General features: G+C 63.0%; 11 protein-coding genes. 7 read left to right on the forward strand and 4 right to left on the reverse strand.

The features are described from left to right. Positions 1-48: 48 nt before the first annotated feature. Together IFU00_12645 and IFU00_12650 are read left to right on the forward strand one after the other, a co-directional pair. Positions 49-837, forward strand: a complete 789-nt coding sequence (locus IFU00_12645) for a class II glutamine amidotransferase (GenBank protein ID MBD8543125.1) — start codon at positions 49-51, stop codon at positions 835-837. Between the two features lie 97 nt (positions 838-934). Then, entirely contained in the window at positions 935-2,212 is a 1,278-nt protein-coding gene (locus tag IFU00_12650; protein MBD8543126.1) for an EAL domain-containing protein, read from the forward strand. Between the two features lie 257 nt (positions 2,213-2,469). Here the strand turns inward: IFU00_12650 and metH are convergent, their stop codons facing one another. Beyond that, positions 2,470-6,240, reverse strand: a complete 3,771-nt coding sequence (gene metH / locus IFU00_12655; protein ID MBD8543127.1) for a methionine synthase — start codon at positions 6,238-6,240, stop codon at positions 2,470-2,472. A 235-nt stretch (positions 6,241-6,475) separates the two neighbouring features. On the opposite strand from metH, the gene IFU00_12660 reads away from it, so the two are divergent. Beyond that, positions 6,476-6,706 carry a BrnA antitoxin family protein gene (locus IFU00_12660; protein MBD8543128.1) on the forward strand — a complete coding sequence of 77 codons (231 nt, stop codon included), beginning with the start codon at positions 6,476-6,478 and terminating at the stop codon, positions 6,704-6,706. A 95-nt stretch (positions 6,707-6,801) separates the two neighbouring features. Here IFU00_12660 and IFU00_12665 read toward each other — a convergent pair whose 3' ends face one another. Together IFU00_12665 and def are read right to left on the reverse strand one after the other, a co-directional pair. Then, on the reverse strand, positions 6,802-7,749 hold the full coding sequence (locus tag IFU00_12665; GenBank protein ID MBD8543129.1) for a methionyl-tRNA formyltransferase: 948 nt from the start codon (positions 7,747-7,749) through the stop codon (positions 6,802-6,804). Next, on the reverse strand, positions 7,749-8,288 hold the full coding sequence (gene def / locus IFU00_12670) for a peptide deformylase (GenBank protein MBD8543130.1): 540 nt from the start codon (positions 8,286-8,288) through the stop codon (positions 7,749-7,751). Before def ends, IFU00_12665 begins: the two co-directional genes overlap by 1 nt. Before the next feature lie 281 nt (positions 8,289-8,569). On the opposite strand from def, the gene IFU00_12675 reads away from it, so the two are divergent. The 4 genes from IFU00_12675 (at position 8,570) to IFU00_12690 (ending at position 14,415) form a co-directional block, all read left to right on the forward strand. Beyond that, entirely contained in the window at positions 8,570-9,691 is a 1,122-nt protein-coding gene (locus tag IFU00_12675; GenBank protein MBD8543131.1) for a LysM peptidoglycan-binding domain-containing protein, read from the forward strand. Between the two features lie 7 nt (positions 9,692-9,698). Beyond that, positions 9,699-10,829, forward strand: coding sequence for a DNA-protecting protein DprA (gene dprA / locus IFU00_12680; GenBank protein ID MBD8543132.1), 1,131 nt, complete (start codon positions 9,699-9,701; stop codon positions 10,827-10,829). A 213-nt stretch (positions 10,830-11,042) separates the two neighbouring features. Further along, on the forward strand, positions 11,043-11,501 hold the full coding sequence (locus IFU00_12685) for a DUF494 domain-containing protein (protein MBD8543133.1): 459 nt from the start codon (positions 11,043-11,045) through the stop codon (positions 11,499-11,501). A gap of 244 nt (positions 11,502-11,745) precedes the next feature. Then, positions 11,746-14,415 (forward strand): DNA topoisomerase III, encoded by a 2,670-nt coding sequence (locus tag IFU00_12690; GenBank protein ID MBD8543134.1) that lies wholly within the window; start codon positions 11,746-11,748, stop codon positions 14,413-14,415. Between the two features lie 71 nt (positions 14,416-14,486). Here the strand turns inward: IFU00_12690 and IFU00_12695 are convergent, their stop codons facing one another. Beyond that, complete coding sequence (locus IFU00_12695) at positions 14,487-14,693, reverse strand: addiction module protein (GenBank protein MBD8543135.1); 207 nt, start codon at positions 14,691-14,693, stop codon at positions 14,487-14,489. Positions 14,694-14,699 lie beyond the last annotated feature (6 nt).

Consider the following 14,699-nt stretch of genomic DNA (forward strand, 5'->3'; position numbering starts at 1 on the left):
AGCCAAGGTGATGGCGCTCTCATTTCAGTAGCTTACGAAGCTGTACCCATGTGCCAGTTACTCGGAATGAACTGCAATGTCCCCACTGACATTGTCTTTTCTTTTACCGGCTTCGCCCATCGCGGCGGCCGCACCGATACCCACCACGATGGCTGGGGGATCGCGTTCTTCGAAGGGACGGGCGTACGCCACTTCGTCGATCACCAGGCAGCGATTGCGTCGCCAATCGCCGAGCTGATCAAGCGTTACCCGATCAAGTCCACCAACGTCATTGCCCATATCCGCAAGGCCACCGTCGGCCAGGTGGCGCTGGAAAACTGTCATCCGTTCGTGCGTGAATTGTGGGGCCGCTATTGGGTGTTCGCCCACAACGGCGACCTCAAGGCATTCGCGCCCGTGCTCGATGGCGCGTTCCGGCCAGTCGGCACGACCGACAGCGAACTGGCCTTCTGCTTCCTGCTGCAAAGCCTGCGCCGCGAGTTCGGCGATACGGCGCCCACGCGCGCGGCGCTCGCTGGCGCACTCGAACGCATCATTCCCGGCATCGCCGCCCATGGCACCTTCAACATGATGCTGTCCGATGGGACGGCGCTGTACACGCATTGCTCGACCAAGCTGTGCTACGTCGTGCGCAAGCACCCGTTCGTGACGGCCTGCCTGTCGGACGAAGACCTGTCGGTCGACTTTTCGCAGGTGACGACGCCGGATGACCGGGTCGCGATCATCGTGACTGAACCGCTGACGACGAACGAGGCATGGACCCATTTCGCGCCGGGTGAACTCAAGGTGTTCGTCGATGGCTTGCCGCAGGATGTAGCGACCTTGTCAGCGGGTTGATCGTTCCCCAACATTCTCACAAAAAATTTATGCTAGGAAACCCAACTGCCATTGGGATGCGGTAAAGTAGATCGGTTGCCGCGATATTGAGAATGATATGACCGATACAGCCCGCCTCGACGAGGCATCCCAGCCACTGCGCATGCGCAATTTCTTCTTGGCGCGCCAGCCGGTGCTGGACCGTAACCAGGCACTGTATGGCTACGAATTGCTGTTCCGCGGCAGTGCCCAGGGGTCGGCGGAGTTCGAGTCCGGGTTGTCGGCCAGCGCCAGCGTCATCCACCATGCGTCCCAGCTCGGCCTGCCACGTGCGATTGGCGATGCGACGGCGTTCATCAATGTCGACAAGGACGCGTTGATGAGCGATATGTTTGCGTTCATGCCGCGCGAGCGCACGGTGCTGGACATCGTCAGCTCGGTCGAGCCTGATGTCGACGTCATCGAGCGCATGACGCATCTGGCGTCGCACGGCTTTCGCTTTGCTGCCGAAGCCTCGGCCCATGGCCCGGCGCTGTCGCGTTTCTTGCCGGTGATCGACTTCGTCAAGATGGACCTGCGCGCGCTGCCGCTCGTGACGATGCTGTCGCTCGCACCGCGCCTGCGCAACACCGGCAAGCGGCTGGTGGCGGCGAAGGTCGAGAACCTCACCGAATACCGGACTTGCCTGGACGTCGGCTTCGACTATTTCCAGGGCTATTACTTTGCCAAGCCATCCGTGATCGCAGGGCGCAAGCTGTCGCCGTCACAGACGACGGTGCTCGACCTGATGAACCTGATCACGTCGGATGCCGACAATGCCGAAATCGAGCAGGTGGTCAAACGTGAAGTGACGATCGGCCTGAACCTGCTGCGCCTGGTGAACACGCCGGCAGTGGGGGCAGGGCGCCGCATCGAATCGATCAGCCAGGCCTTGAACCTGCTGGGCCGGCGCCAGTTGCAGCGCTGGCTGCAGATACTGCTGTTTGCCGAGCCCGACGTGCGCGGCCACAGCCAGAGTCCGCTCCTGATGCTGGCCACGACCCGCGCGCGCCTGATGGAGCTGCTGGCCCAACGCATGCGCCCGGCGCAGCGCAACGTCGCCGACATCGCATTCACGGTCGGCATGATGTCGCTGATGGACACGCTGTTCTGCATTCCAATGCGCGACATCGTCGAACAGATTCCCGTGATCGACGAAGTGCGCACCGCGCTCCTGAACCGCACGGGCTTCTTTGGCGAGCTGCTCAAGCTGGCTGAATCGATCGAGCGCATGGACGACGAGCAGGACGACATGCTCGCAGGCCTGAAGTCACTGGCCTTCGACGGCGACGACCTGGCCGAGCTCGAAGTGGCCGCATTCGAGTGGAGCGACAAGGTCGTACGCTACGCGATCTGACGCCACCAGCAACATCACCCGAACGGGCCGCCAGGATAACCTGCCGGCCCGTTGCGCATTCCCGCCACAGAAAGCAATTACCCAACAATGAGGGTCAGAGTCGAATTGTTTGACAACTTTTCCTATCCGCAAGGCGCCGAATGGCAGAGCCCGTTATTGGCGAGAGCAATTGCTCAACAATTCGACTCTGACCCTCATTAAAAAGCGTGATTTTCGGAAAAATTACTGATTAATTCTACTCTGACCCTCATTGGAGTTCAGGAGAGGTTGGGGGCCAGGTGGCGTTCGACTTCTTGTTTGTCCATGTTGCGGCGGGTGGCCATGTCGTCGACCTGGTCGTTGCCGATTTTGCCGACGACGAAGTACTTCGAGTCGGGGTGGGCCAGGTAGAAGCCGGAGACGGCGGCGCCGGGGTACATGGCGTAGGACTCGGTCAGTTGCATGCCGATTTCTTCGGCTTGCAGCGTGGCGAACATGTCGGCCTTGACCGTGTGCTCCGGGCAGGCCGGGTAGCCGGGAGCGGGGCGGATGCCGAGGTATTTTTCGGCGATCAGCGCTTCGTTGCTCAGGTCTTCGCCGACGGCGTAACCCCACAGGTCGGTGCGCACACGTTCGTGCAGGTATTCGGCGAACGCTTCTGCCAGGCGGTCGGCCAGCGACTTGAGCATGATCGATGAGTAGTCGTCGTGCGCGGCTTCGAAACGCTGTTCGTACTTTTCGATGCCCAGGCCGGCCGTCACCGCGAACATGCCGATGTAGTCGGCGATGCCGCTGTCTTTCGGCGCGATGAAATCGGCAATGCACTGGTTCGGACGCTGCTCGCCGTTCACCATGGGTTTCACGCCCTGCTGGCGCAGGCCGTACCAGGTCAGCGCCACTTGCGAGCGCGATTCGTCCGTGTAGATTTCGATGTCGTCATCATGCACCGTGTTCGCCGGCAGCAGCGCGATGACGCCGTTGGCCGACAGCCAGCGGCCTTCGATGATCCGCTTGAGCATTGCCTGGCCTTCGGCAAACACCTTGCTCGCAGCGTCGCCCACCACCGCATCGGTGAGGATGCCGGGGAACGGGCCGGCCAGGTCCCAGGTCTGGAAGAACGGACCCCAGTCGATGTAACGCGCGATCATGCCCAGGTCGACGTTCTTGAAGATGCGGCGGCCAATGAACTTCGGCTTCACTGGCGCGAAATCAAGGCGCGCCTTGTTGGCGCGGGCCTGCTCGAGCGTGAGCATCGGCAGCGCCTTCTTGCTGGCGTGCTGGATGCGGATGCGTTCGTAGTCCTGGGCCAGTTCGATGATGTAGGCGTCACGCGTGTCGTCCGTGACCAGCGACTGGCCGACCGACACCGAACGCGACGCATCCGGCACGTACACCACCGGGCCGTCGTAGAACGGCGCGATCTTCACGGCCGTGTGTGCGCGGCTGGTGGTTGCGCCGCCGATCAGGAGCGGCATCTTGCGGTCGCGGAAGTACGGGTCGCGCTGCATCTCGCGCGCCACGTGCGCCATCTCTTCCAACGATGGTGTGATCAGGCCCGACAGGCCCACCATGTCCGCGTTTTCTTCTTTGGCACGCGCGAGGATGTCAGCGCACGGCACCATCACGCCCATGTTGACGATCTCGAAGTTATTGCACTGCATGACGACCGAGACGATGTTCTTGCCGATGTCGTGCACGTCGCCCTTGACGGTGGCGATCACCATCTTGCCCTTCGGCTTGGAGACGATGCCAGTGCGCGCTTCTTCGAGCGCCTTTTCTTCTTCGATGAACGGCACCAGGTGCGCCACGGCCTGCTTCATCACGCGCGCCGACTTCACCACCTGCGGCAGGAACATCTTGCCTTGGCCGAACAGGTCGCCGACGATGTTCATGCCATCCATCAGCGGGCCTTCGATCACGTGGATCGGGCGGCCGTTCGCGGCCAGCACCTGCTGGCGCATTTCTTCGGTGTCCTCGACGATCCACTGCGTGATGCCGTGCACCAGCGCGTGTGCCAGGCGCTTCTCCACCGTCGCTTCACGCCACTCGAGATTCTGTTCCTGCTTGTTGCCACCGGCTTTGAGGGTGCCGGCGATCTCGATCATGCGTTCGGTGGCGTCCTTGCGGCGATTGAGCACGACGTCCTCGACGCGCTCGCGCAGTTCGGGCGCCAGGTTGTCGTAGACGCCGACCATGCCGGCGTTGACGATGCCCATCGTCAGGCCCGCTTTGATCGCGTGGTACAGGAACACGGTGTGGATCGCTTCACGCGCCGGATCGTTGCCGCGGAAGCTGAATGACACGTTCGACACGCCGCCCGAGATCTTCGCGTACGGCAGATTGTCGCGGATCCACTGGCACGCCTGAATGAAGTCGTTCGCGTAGTTGTCGTGTTCTTCGATACCGGTCGCGATCGCGAAAATGTTCGGGTCAAAAATGATGTCTTCGGGCGGGAAGCCCACCTGCTCGGTCAGCACTTTATAGGCGCGCGCGCAGATCTCGGTCTTGCGCGCGAACGTGTCGGCCTGGCCCTGTTCGTCGAACGCCATCACGATCACGGCCGCGCCGTAGCGGCGGCACAGGACTGCCTGGCGAATGAATTCTTCTTCGCCTTCCTTCATCGAGATCGAGTTGACGATCGCCTTGCCCTGCACGCACTTCAGGCCCGCCTCGATCACCGACCACTTGGACGAGTCGATCATCACCGGCACGCGCGAGATATCGGGTTCCGATGCGATCAGGTTCAAAAAGCGCGTCATGGCCGCCTGCGAGTCGAGCATCGCTTCGTCCATATTGATGTCGATGACCTGGGCGCCGTTCTCGACCTGCTGGCGCGCGACCGACAGCGCCTCGTCGAACTGCTCGTTGAGGATCATGCGCGCAAACGCTTTCGAGCCCGTCACATTTGTGCGCTCGCCGACGTTGACGAACAGCGACGACTCGTCGATCGTGAAGGGCTCCAGACCCGACAGGCGCATCGCCACCGGGATTTCGGGAATCACGCGTGGCGCGTGCTGCTCGAGGATGGTCGCGATCGCGTTGATGTGCTCCGGCGTCGTGCCGCAGCAGCCACCGGCGATATTGATGAAGCCCGCGTCGGCGAATTCGCGCAGCAACGCCGACGTGTCTGCTGGCAGCTCGTCAAAGCCCGTGTCGCTCATCGGGTTGGGCAGGCCGGCGTTCGGGTAGATGCAGACGAACGTGTCGGCGATGTTCGACAGCTCTTGTGCGTAGGGGCGCATCAGGGCGGCGCCCAGCGCGCAATTGAGGCCAATCGTCAGCGGCTTGGCGTGGCGCACCGAGTTCCAGAAGGCCGGCACGGTCTGGCCCGACAGGATGCGGCCCGATGCATCGGTCACGGTGCCCGAGATCATCAGGGGCAGGCGCGGCACGTCCGGGTGTTCGTCGAAGTACAGGTCGATCGCAAACAGCGCCGCCTTGCAGTTGAGCGTGTCGAAGATCGTCTCGACCAGCAGCACGTCGGCGCCGCCGTCCACCAGGCCGCGCACCTGCTCATGGTACGACGCGACCAGCTGGTCGAACGTCACGTTGCGCGCCGCCGGGTCGTTCACGTCGGGCGAAATCGACGCGGTCTTGGGCGTCGGGCCGAGTGCGCCGGCGACAAAGCGCGGCTTGTCCGGCGTCGAGTACTTGGCGCAGGCGGCGCGCGCCAGTTTGGCGGCCTGCACGTTCATCTCGTAGGCCAGATGCGCCATGTGATAGTCGTCCTGCGCCACGCCGGTGGCCCCGAACGTGTTTGTCTCGAGCAGGTCGGCGCCGGCGGCCAGATAGCGCTCGTGGATTTCCTGGATGATCTGCGGCTGCGTCAGCGTCAGCAGCTCGTTGTTACCCTTGACGAACAGTTCGCGCGCACCGCTGCCTTCGGGCGCGGCAAAGGTCGCAAACCGCTCGCCGCGGTACGCCGCTTCATCGAGCTTGTACTGCTGGATGATCGTGCCCATCGCGCCATCCAGGATCATGATACGGCGCGCGAGGATGTCACGCAGCTGGGTTTCGATCGGCGAGATGGCGTTGGAGCGGGCGTTCATGGTGAGGTCTTTCGAGGAGGGCGGCTTGAAGATATTGCCTGTTGGGCGGTCTACGATTATACGTCAAGCCGTTGATATCGCTGAAAGTCGGACCCATGTATGTATCCTTTTGTATGTAACATGGTATGTGTTACATGGCGTTACAATTCGCGACTTAACAGCAATCTTTACGTTACACGGTGAGACGACAATGAAGTCAAGCCACCGCGAGTGGCGTGAACAGATGGGATTACGCATGAACAAAGAATACCGACCGGATTGGGATCAGCCAATTGACAGCAGCCCGGACTCAGCAGCATCGTCGAAGCCGCAAGTCGCCAGCAATGGTGTGAAACAGATCGTCACGATCCGTCTGGATGTGGATATGCTCGAATGGTTCAAGACCGCAGGTCCTGGCTATCAGACCCGCATCAACCAGGTTCTGCGTGAACATATGGATGCCCAGCGTAATTCGCAGGCAGAGTAAGCAGTTGCAAGGCGCCGGCGAGGCGCCTTTTTCACGATGTGAAGACAAAAACGGCAGCCCGCGGGCTGCCTTGTCGTATCCGGAGCGCGTGGGGCTCAGCTGAACGTCAATCCCGCCAGCGCAAACCCTTTCAGGAATTCCGCCGCCGCCAGGCGCTTGCCGCCCGGTTTTTGCAGCTCGGTCAGGCGCAGCGCGCCCGCGCCGCACGCCACCACGATCCCGCCCGCATCCGCCTGCAGCACCTGGCCCGGCGCGCCGCTGCCATCAACGGCGTCGGCATGCCAGATCTTGACCGCCACGCCATCGACGATGCCGTTCGCACCGGGGAACGGATTGAATGCGCGGATCTTGCGCGCCAGGACGCCTGCCGGCAGCGCGAAATCGAGCTTTGCCTCTTCTTTCGTGATCTTGGCCGCGTAGGTCACGCCGGCATCTGGCTGCGGCGTGGCGACCAGCTGGCCGGCGGCCATCTTGTGCAGCGCCTCGACGATCATGCGTGCGCCCAGCGCCGCCACCTTGTCGTGCAGCGTGCCAGTGGTGTCGGTGGCCTCGATCGGCAAGCCTTCCATCAGCAGCATCGGGCCGGTATCGAGGCCTTCTTCCATTTCCATAATGGTGACGCCGGCGTCAGGGTCGCCCGCCTCGATGGCGCGGTGGATCGGCGCGGCGCCCCGCCAGCGCGGCAGCAGCGAGCCGTGAATATTGATGCAGGGGCGGATGTCCAGCGTGCTGCGCGGCAGGATCAGGCCGTAGGCCGCCACCACCATCACGTCGTAGTCCAGCGCCAGCAGCTGCGCATGGGCCGCGCGTGCCTGTTCGGCGCGCTCGGGATCCTTGCTGTCGGTGCGCAGCGACAGCGGCTGCGCGACCTGCATGCCATGCGCCAGCGCGTATTGCTTGACGCTGGAAGCCTGCAACTGCATCCCGCGCCCGGCCGGGCGGTCGGGCTGGGTCAGTACCAGCGGCACGGTAAAACCGGCTTCGTGAATCGCACGCAGGGCGACGGCGGCAAATTCCGGCGTGCCGGCAAAGACGACCTTCATCAACGACGCGCGCCGCGCTGGGCCGCTTCGCGCGCCAGGCCGCGCTCTTCTTTCTGCAGCTTGGCCTTGATGCGGTTGCGCTTCAAAGGCGACAGGTATTCGACAAACACCTTGCCCTTGAGGTGATCCATCTCGTGCTGGATGCAGACGGCCAGCAGGCCATCGGCGTCGACCGTGAACTCCTTGCCCTCGAGATCGAAGGCGCGTACCTTGACGCGCGATGGCCGCTCGACGCCGTCGTACACGCCCGGCACCGACAGGCAGCCTTCGTCGTACACGGCGCGCTCGTCGCTCGACCAGGTGATTTCGGGATTGATGAACACCATCAGGTCGTCCTGCGCTTCGGTCACATCGATCGTGACGACTTGCTCGTGCACGTCCACCTGGCTCGCGGCCAGGCCAACGCCGGGCGCGTCATACATGGTGTCGGCCATGTCGGCCACGAGCGTGCGCAGGCGCTCGGTGCCGAATTCGGTCACGGGCGTGGCAATCTTGTGCAGACGTGGGTCGGGATAGCGAAGGATGTCGAGTAGGGCCATGATCAGTTCGGATTTCGAGAGGTGGGAGCGGTTGACGGGGTGCTGGAGCGCAGGCAATTTCAGACAGCAAATGCGCCACACGCCCCGCAGGACAAACGCCGGTTTGTCTTGCTAGTTCAGGCAATTGTGTGCAGAATTTGATTCTATACAGCAACCCTTCCGTGGGCGGGGAGCGGTACGTCGTGATGCTTCTGGCGCCGCGGCCGGGCGGAATTCACGCGCGGCCTGCAATCGTATTCGGATTTACGCTGTCTTAACGCCGGACTTAACGGACGTCTTCAATGAAAAATTTTAGCACAGTCATGGCCCATGCTGCAGCGGTGGCCTTGCTGGCCTGCGCCGCGAGCGGCCCCGCCGTGGCCCAGACGAATGCTGCCACCCCGTCGGCGGCCTGCGCGTTCCGCCCCGACGCCCCCGACAAGCACGTCGTCGTCAAGCGCGACACCCTCTGGGACATTTCCGGCAAATTCTTGCGCAACCCATGGTGCTGGCCGCAGGTCTGGGGCATGAACCGCGATGAAATTCGCAACCCGCACTGGATCTATCCGGGCCAGGTGATCTGGTTCGACCGCGCGCGCGGCCGCCTGTCGTTCAACCGGCCCGGCGAAGACGGCGATGGCCGTGGCCAGCCGCCATTGACGCGCCTGTCGCCGCAGGTGCGCAGCGAAGGCACGGGCCAGGGCGCGGTGCCGTCGATCCCCGCCGGGGCCATCGAGCCGTACCTGACCCAGCCGCTGGTGGTCGAAGCCGACGAGCTGGCCGGCGCGCCGCGCATCGTGGCCTCGCAGGAAGGCCGTTTCTACCTGGGCATGGGCGACCGCGTGTACGTCCATGGCGCGCTCACGAGCGACACGGTGTACCAGGTGTTCCGCCCTGGCACCGTGTTGCGCGATCCGCAGACCGGCAAGGTGATGGCGCATGAAGCGGCCTTCCTGGGCAGCGTCAAGCTCGTTACCCCGGCCGGCCCCGGCGTCGATGCGCACACGTTCCAGGTCGTAGACACCGTGCGCGAAATGGGCGTGGGCGACCTGCTGGTGCCGCAGCCACCCACGCCGGTGCGCAATTATGTGCCGCATGCGCCGCTGCAACCGATCGATGCGCGCGTGATGTCGATTTACGCCGGCGTGACCTACGCCGGCCAGAGCCAGGTCGTCACTGTCAACCGGGGCGCGGTTGACGGACTCGATGTCGGCGCCGTGCTGCAGCTCTATCATGTCGGGAAGACTGTGGCCGACCCGGCGAGCCGGGGTTTCCTCGGCATGGGGCGTGCACAGTTGAAAATGCCTGACGAGCAAAACGGCAGCCTGTTTATCTTCCGCGTGTTCAAGAACGTCTCGTACGGCTTGATCATGACGGTGACAGCGCCCGTACAAGTCGGCGACGTGGTCAAATCACCGGAGTAACCCCGCCGTGCAGGCCACGGACCCCCGCCCAACGCCGGACCAGCATGCCACCCCGATCGCCGACTGGCTGCGCCTGGAACAGGCGGCCGGGGTAGGGCGCCGCAGCGTGCACGCGCTGCTGGCCGTGTTCGGCACCCCCGGGGCCATCCTGTGCGCGGGCCCCGCAGCCCTTGGCGCCCACGTCACCCCCGCCCAGGCGCGTGCCATCTGCGCCCCCGTCACGCCTGCGCTGGCGGCGCTCATCGACGCCACGCTTGCCTGGCTGGCCGGGCCTGATCACCATCTCGTCACGTTCGACGATCCACGCTATCCGCCGGCGCTGGCCGAGATTCCCGATCCACCGCTGCTGTTATATGTCAGTGGCCGCATCGCGTTGCTCGCGCAACCGCTCGTTGCGGTCGTGGGCAGCCGCAATGCCAGCGTGCAGGGCAGGGTGGATGCCGAGTCGTTTGCCGCCGCGTTGTCCCGTGCCGGTCTGTGCGTGGTGTCGGGGCTGGCGCTGGGGATCGACACGGCGGCGCACGAAGGCGCACTGCGCGGAACCGGCTCGACGATCGCCGTCGTCGGCACGGGCCTGGACCGCGTCTATCCGGCGCGCAACCGGGCGCTGGCGCACCGGATCGCCGCGCAAGGCTGCATCGTCAGCGAATATCCGTTGGGCACGCCGCCGCTGGCCGCCAACTTCCCGCGCCGCAACCGCATCATCAGCGGTCTGGCAGCGGGCGTGCTGGTGATCGAGGCAGCGGCGCAGTCCGGCTCGCTGATCACGGCGCAACTGGCGGCCGAGCAGGGCCGCGAAGTGTTCGCGCTGCCCGGTTCCATCCATTCGGCGCTGACCAAGGGCTGCCACCGCCTGATTCGCGAAGGCGCGCAACTGGTCGAGACGGTGGACGATGTGTTGATGGCCATGCGCATGTCGCCGCTGGCAGGGTTGCCGCAGGTCGATGCTGCCGCGCCTGCGTCGGAGGACGACGCTCTCCTGCTTGACGCCCTGGGCCACGAACCGGTCGCGCTCGACGAACTGCTGGCCCGCCTGGCAATCGATCCCGGCGCGCTCAGCGCGCGCCTGCTCGAGCTGGAACTGGCCGGCCTCGTGGCCCGTTTGCCGGGTGGCCGTATGCAGCGCATCTGGCACTGACAACGCCGTGGCAGGGGGTATTTATGACCGACAATGACACCGGGGTCGTGCTTCCCGATCCGTATTATGCGAATGGTATGTGCTTGTTTTTAATCATTATTAATAAGCTGGCTTATTGAACAAGGCTTGGATACAACGGTTTTTCCGTAGCGCGGCGTGGCTGGCGTGCTCCACTTGTACCTCACGAAGTTTAGCTGCTACAGTAGCGTCACTATGTTCGACATCCTGGTCTATCTCTACGAGACGTACTACCGTCCCGACGCCTGCCCCGAGCCGGCAGCCCTGGCGCGCAAGCTCTCCGCCGTTGGTTTCGATGACATCGAAATCACGGAGGCGCTCGACTGGCTGGGCGGATTGACCGACGCGCCGTTGCCCGAAACGATCGATGCATCCACGGGCACCCGTTACTACGTCGACGAAGAATATATCGAGCTTGGCAGCGCAGCGATCGGCTTTATTGCCTTCCTCGAAAGCGCCAAGGTCCTTGGCCCGATCCAGCGCGAAATCGTCATCGAGCGTGCGCTGGCCTGCGACGAATCGCCCATTGCATTGAGCAAACTCAAGATCATCGTGTTGATGGTGCTGTGGAGTCAGGGCAAGGAGCCGGATGCGCTGATGTTCGACGATCTGTTCAGCGACGACGACGAGCAGGAGCCGCGGTTATTGCATTGAAGCTGATGCAATAATGGTAACGACTGAACGGGGCTGCGCGCCCCGTTTTGTATTTCTGGCCTGCCTGCCATGATGCACCAGCGTGGGGCGGCCCCTTGCCGGATGCGCGGGAACCCGCTTATCATTGGCCGCTTCATTCAGGACGTTACCAAACTGGCATGATGGCCAGAATTTCACCGGTGCTGGCCCGAGCATGTATGATGCGCAAGCCCCACACTATATAGACAGTACGACGAGAAACACTATGACCAAATCCCTCATCATCGCCGAGAAGCCGTCGGTCGCGAACGACATCGCCAAGACGCTGGGCGGCTTCACCAAGCACGATGAGTACTTCGAATCGGACGAATTCGTGCTCTCGTCGGCTGTTGGCCACCTGCTCGAAATCGCCGTGCCCGAAGAGCACGACGTCAAGCGCGGCAAGTGGAGCTTCACGCACCTGCCGATGATCCCGCCGTACTTCGCGCTCAATCCGATCGCCAAGACCGAATCGCGCCTGAAGGTGCTGAATCGTTTGATCAAGCGCAAGGATGTGACGACCCTGATCAACGCATGCGATGCCGGGCGTGAGGGTGAACTGATCTTCCGCCTGATCGCGCAGAACGCGAAGGCCAAGCAACCGGTCAAGCGCCTGTGGCTGCAGTCGATGACGGCCGGCGCGATCCGCGACGGCTTCGCCAATCTGCGCAGCGACGAAGAAATGCTGCCGCTGGCCGATGCCGCGCGCTGCCGCTCCGAAGCCGACTGGCTGATCGGCATCAACGGCACGCGCGCGATGACGGCGTTCAACTCGAAAGAGGGTGGCTTCTACCTGACCACCGTCGGCCGCGTCCAGACGCCGACGCTGTCGATCGTCGTCGAGCGCGAAGAAAAGATCAAGAAATTCGTCCCGCGCGACTATTGGGAAGTGCGCGCCGAGTTCGTGTGCGCCGCCGGTATCTACGAAGGCCGCTGGCTCGACCAGAAGTTCAAGAAGGACGAGAACGACCCTGAAAAACGCGCCGAGCGCCTGTGGAGCAAGACTGCGGCCGACTCGATCGCCGCCGCCTGCCGCGGCAAGCAGGGCGCCGTCACCGAAGAGTCCAAACCGACCACGTCGATGGCGCCGGCGCTGTTCGACCTGACGAGCCTGCAGCGCGAAGCCAACGGCCGCTTCGGTTTCTCGGCCAAGAACACGCTGGGCCTGGCCCAGGCGCTATACGAAAAGCACAAGGTGCTGACCTACCCGCGTACCGATTCGCGCCACTTGCCAGAAGACTATATCGCTACGGTCAAGGAAACGCTGGTCGCGCTGGCCGAGACCAATAACTATAACCAGTTCGCCAAGCAAGTGACCAAGGGCGGCTGGGTCAAGCCGAACAAGCGCATTTTCGACAACACCAAGATTTCGGATCACTTCGCGATCATCCCGACCGGCATCGTCCCGAAAAACCTGTCCGAGCCGGAACAGAAACTGTACGACCTGGTCACGCGCCGCTTCCTGGCCGTGTTCTTCCCGGCGGCCGAATTCCTGGTCACGACGCGCTTTACCGAAGTCTCCGGTCACCAGTTCAAGACCGAAGGCAAGGTCATGACCAATCCCGGCTGGCTGGCCGTGTACGGCAAGGACCTGGGCGACGACAAGGATGGCGCCAACCTGGTGCCGGTGGCCAAGGGCGAGAAAGTCCTGACCGAAAAAATCACGGCCAATGGCCTGGTCACCAAACCACCCGCACGCTACAACGAAGCGACGCTGCTGTCGGCCATGGAAGGCGCCGGCAAGCTGATCGACTCGGATGAGCTGCGCGACGCGATGGCCGGCAAGGGCCTGGGCACGCCGGCAACGCGCGCCGCCATCATCGAGGGTCTGCTGACCGAGAAATACCTGCTGCGCGAAGGCCGCGAGCTGATGCCGACTGCCAAAGCATCGCAGCTGATGACCTTGCTGCGCGGCCTGGGTGTGAATGAACTGACAGCACCCGAGCTGACCGGCGAATGGGAATTCAAGCTCTCGCAAATGGAAAAGGGCAAGATCTCGCGTGAAGAATTCATGCGCGAAATTGCCCAGATGACCCAGATCATCGTCAAGCGCGCCAAGGAATACAGCAACGACACGATCCCGGGCGACTACGCAACGCTGACGACCCCGTGCCCGAACTGCGCGAACGTGGTCAAGGAAAACTACCGTCGCTTTGCGTGCACCAAGTGCGATTTCTCGATGAGCAAGACGCCGGGCAGCCGCCAGTTCGAGATCAGCGAAGTCGAAGAGCTGCTCGAAAAACGCACGATCGGCCCGCTGCAAGGCTTCCGCTCGAAGATGGGCCGCCCGTTTGCCGCCATCCTGCGCATCGTGCGCGACGAAGAGATCAAGAACTTCAAGCTCGAGTTCGATTTTGGCCAGGACGATGAAGGCGCCGATGGCGAAGGCGTGGACTTTACTGGCCAGACGCCGGTCGGCCCGTGCCCGAAGTGCACTGGTGGCGTGTTCGAAATGCCATTGGCCTATGTGTGCGAACACAGCGTGGCCAAGCCAAAGACGTGCGACTTCCGCAGCGGCCGCATCATCCTGCAGCAAGAGATTTTGCCTGAACAGATGAGCAAGCTGCTCAACGAAGGCAAGACCGACCTGCTGCCGGGCTTCGTGTCGCAGCGCACGCGGCGCGCGTTCAAGGCGTTCCTGGTGCGTGGCAAGGACAACAAGATCAGCTTCGAATTCGAAGAGCGCAAGGCCAAGCCGGGCGCCAAGGTCAAGGCGGGCGCTGCCGATGGCGCCGCAGATGCCGAGGCAACCGTCGACGGCGCAGCAGCACCGATGAAGGCAGCACGCAAAGCGGCCGCCAAGCCAGCGGCCAAGAAGGCACCTGCGGCCAAAAAGGCAGTGGCCAAGAAGCCGGCGGCCAAGAAAGCGCCTGCCAAGAAGGCGGCGGCGAAATAAACCAGCGCCCACCGGCGTAAAAAAACCGCGGCATGCCGCGGTTTTTTGTTTTTCAGACGAACCGAACGCTGTCAGTCCTGCCATTCCTTCAGTGCGCGAATGGCTGCTTCGCCGTTGTGAATGGCTTGCACGCGCCGCACGACTTCATTGCGCCACGCTTCATCGGCGTCCTGATCGGGACCGTCGATATCCTGCAGCAGCATGTGTAGCACTTGCTGTTTCTCTGTTGCGTTCAGCATCTGGATTTTTTCGGTAATCTCCGTGACCAGGTTTGACATGACGCT

The sequence above is a fragment of the Oxalobacteraceae sp. CFBP 8761 genome (genome assembly GCA_014841595.1).
GTDB lineage: Bacteria > Pseudomonadota > Gammaproteobacteria > Burkholderiales > Burkholderiaceae_D > Telluria.

Excerpts from the sequence above, each read along its gene's own strand:
- IFU00_12690 (MBD8543134.1), top strand. The coding sequence starts at position 11,746 with ATGACCAAATCCCTCATCATCGCCGAGAAGCCGTCGGTCGCGAACGAC.
- IFU00_12645 (MBD8543125.1), top strand. The coding sequence starts at position 49 with ATGTGCCAGTTACTCGGAATGAACTGCAATGTCCCCACTGACATTGTC.
- metH (MBD8543127.1), bottom strand. The coding sequence starts at position 6,240 with ATGAACGCCCGCTCCAACGCCATCTCGCCGATCGAAACCCAGCTGCGT.
- IFU00_12660 (MBD8543128.1), top strand. The coding sequence starts at position 6,476 with ATGAACAAAGAATACCGACCGGATTGGGATCAGCCAATTGACAGCAGC.
- IFU00_12685 (MBD8543133.1), top strand. The coding sequence starts at position 11,043 with ATGTTCGACATCCTGGTCTATCTCTACGAGACGTACTACCGTCCCGAC.
- IFU00_12650 (MBD8543126.1), top strand. The coding sequence starts at position 935 with ATGACCGATACAGCCCGCCTCGACGAGGCATCCCAGCCACTGCGCATG.
- IFU00_12675 (MBD8543131.1), top strand. The coding sequence starts at position 8,570 with ATGAAAAATTTTAGCACAGTCATGGCCCATGCTGCAGCGGTGGCCTTG.
- IFU00_12665 (MBD8543129.1), bottom strand. The coding sequence starts at position 7,749 with ATGAAGGTCGTCTTTGCCGGCACGCCGGAATTTGCCGCCGTCGCCCTG.
- IFU00_12695 (MBD8543135.1), bottom strand. The coding sequence starts at position 14,693 with ATGTCAAACCTGGTCACGGAGATTACCGAAAAAATCCAGATGCTGAAC.
- def (MBD8543130.1), bottom strand. The coding sequence starts at position 8,288 with ATGGCCCTACTCGACATCCTTCGCTATCCCGACCCACGTCTGCACAAG.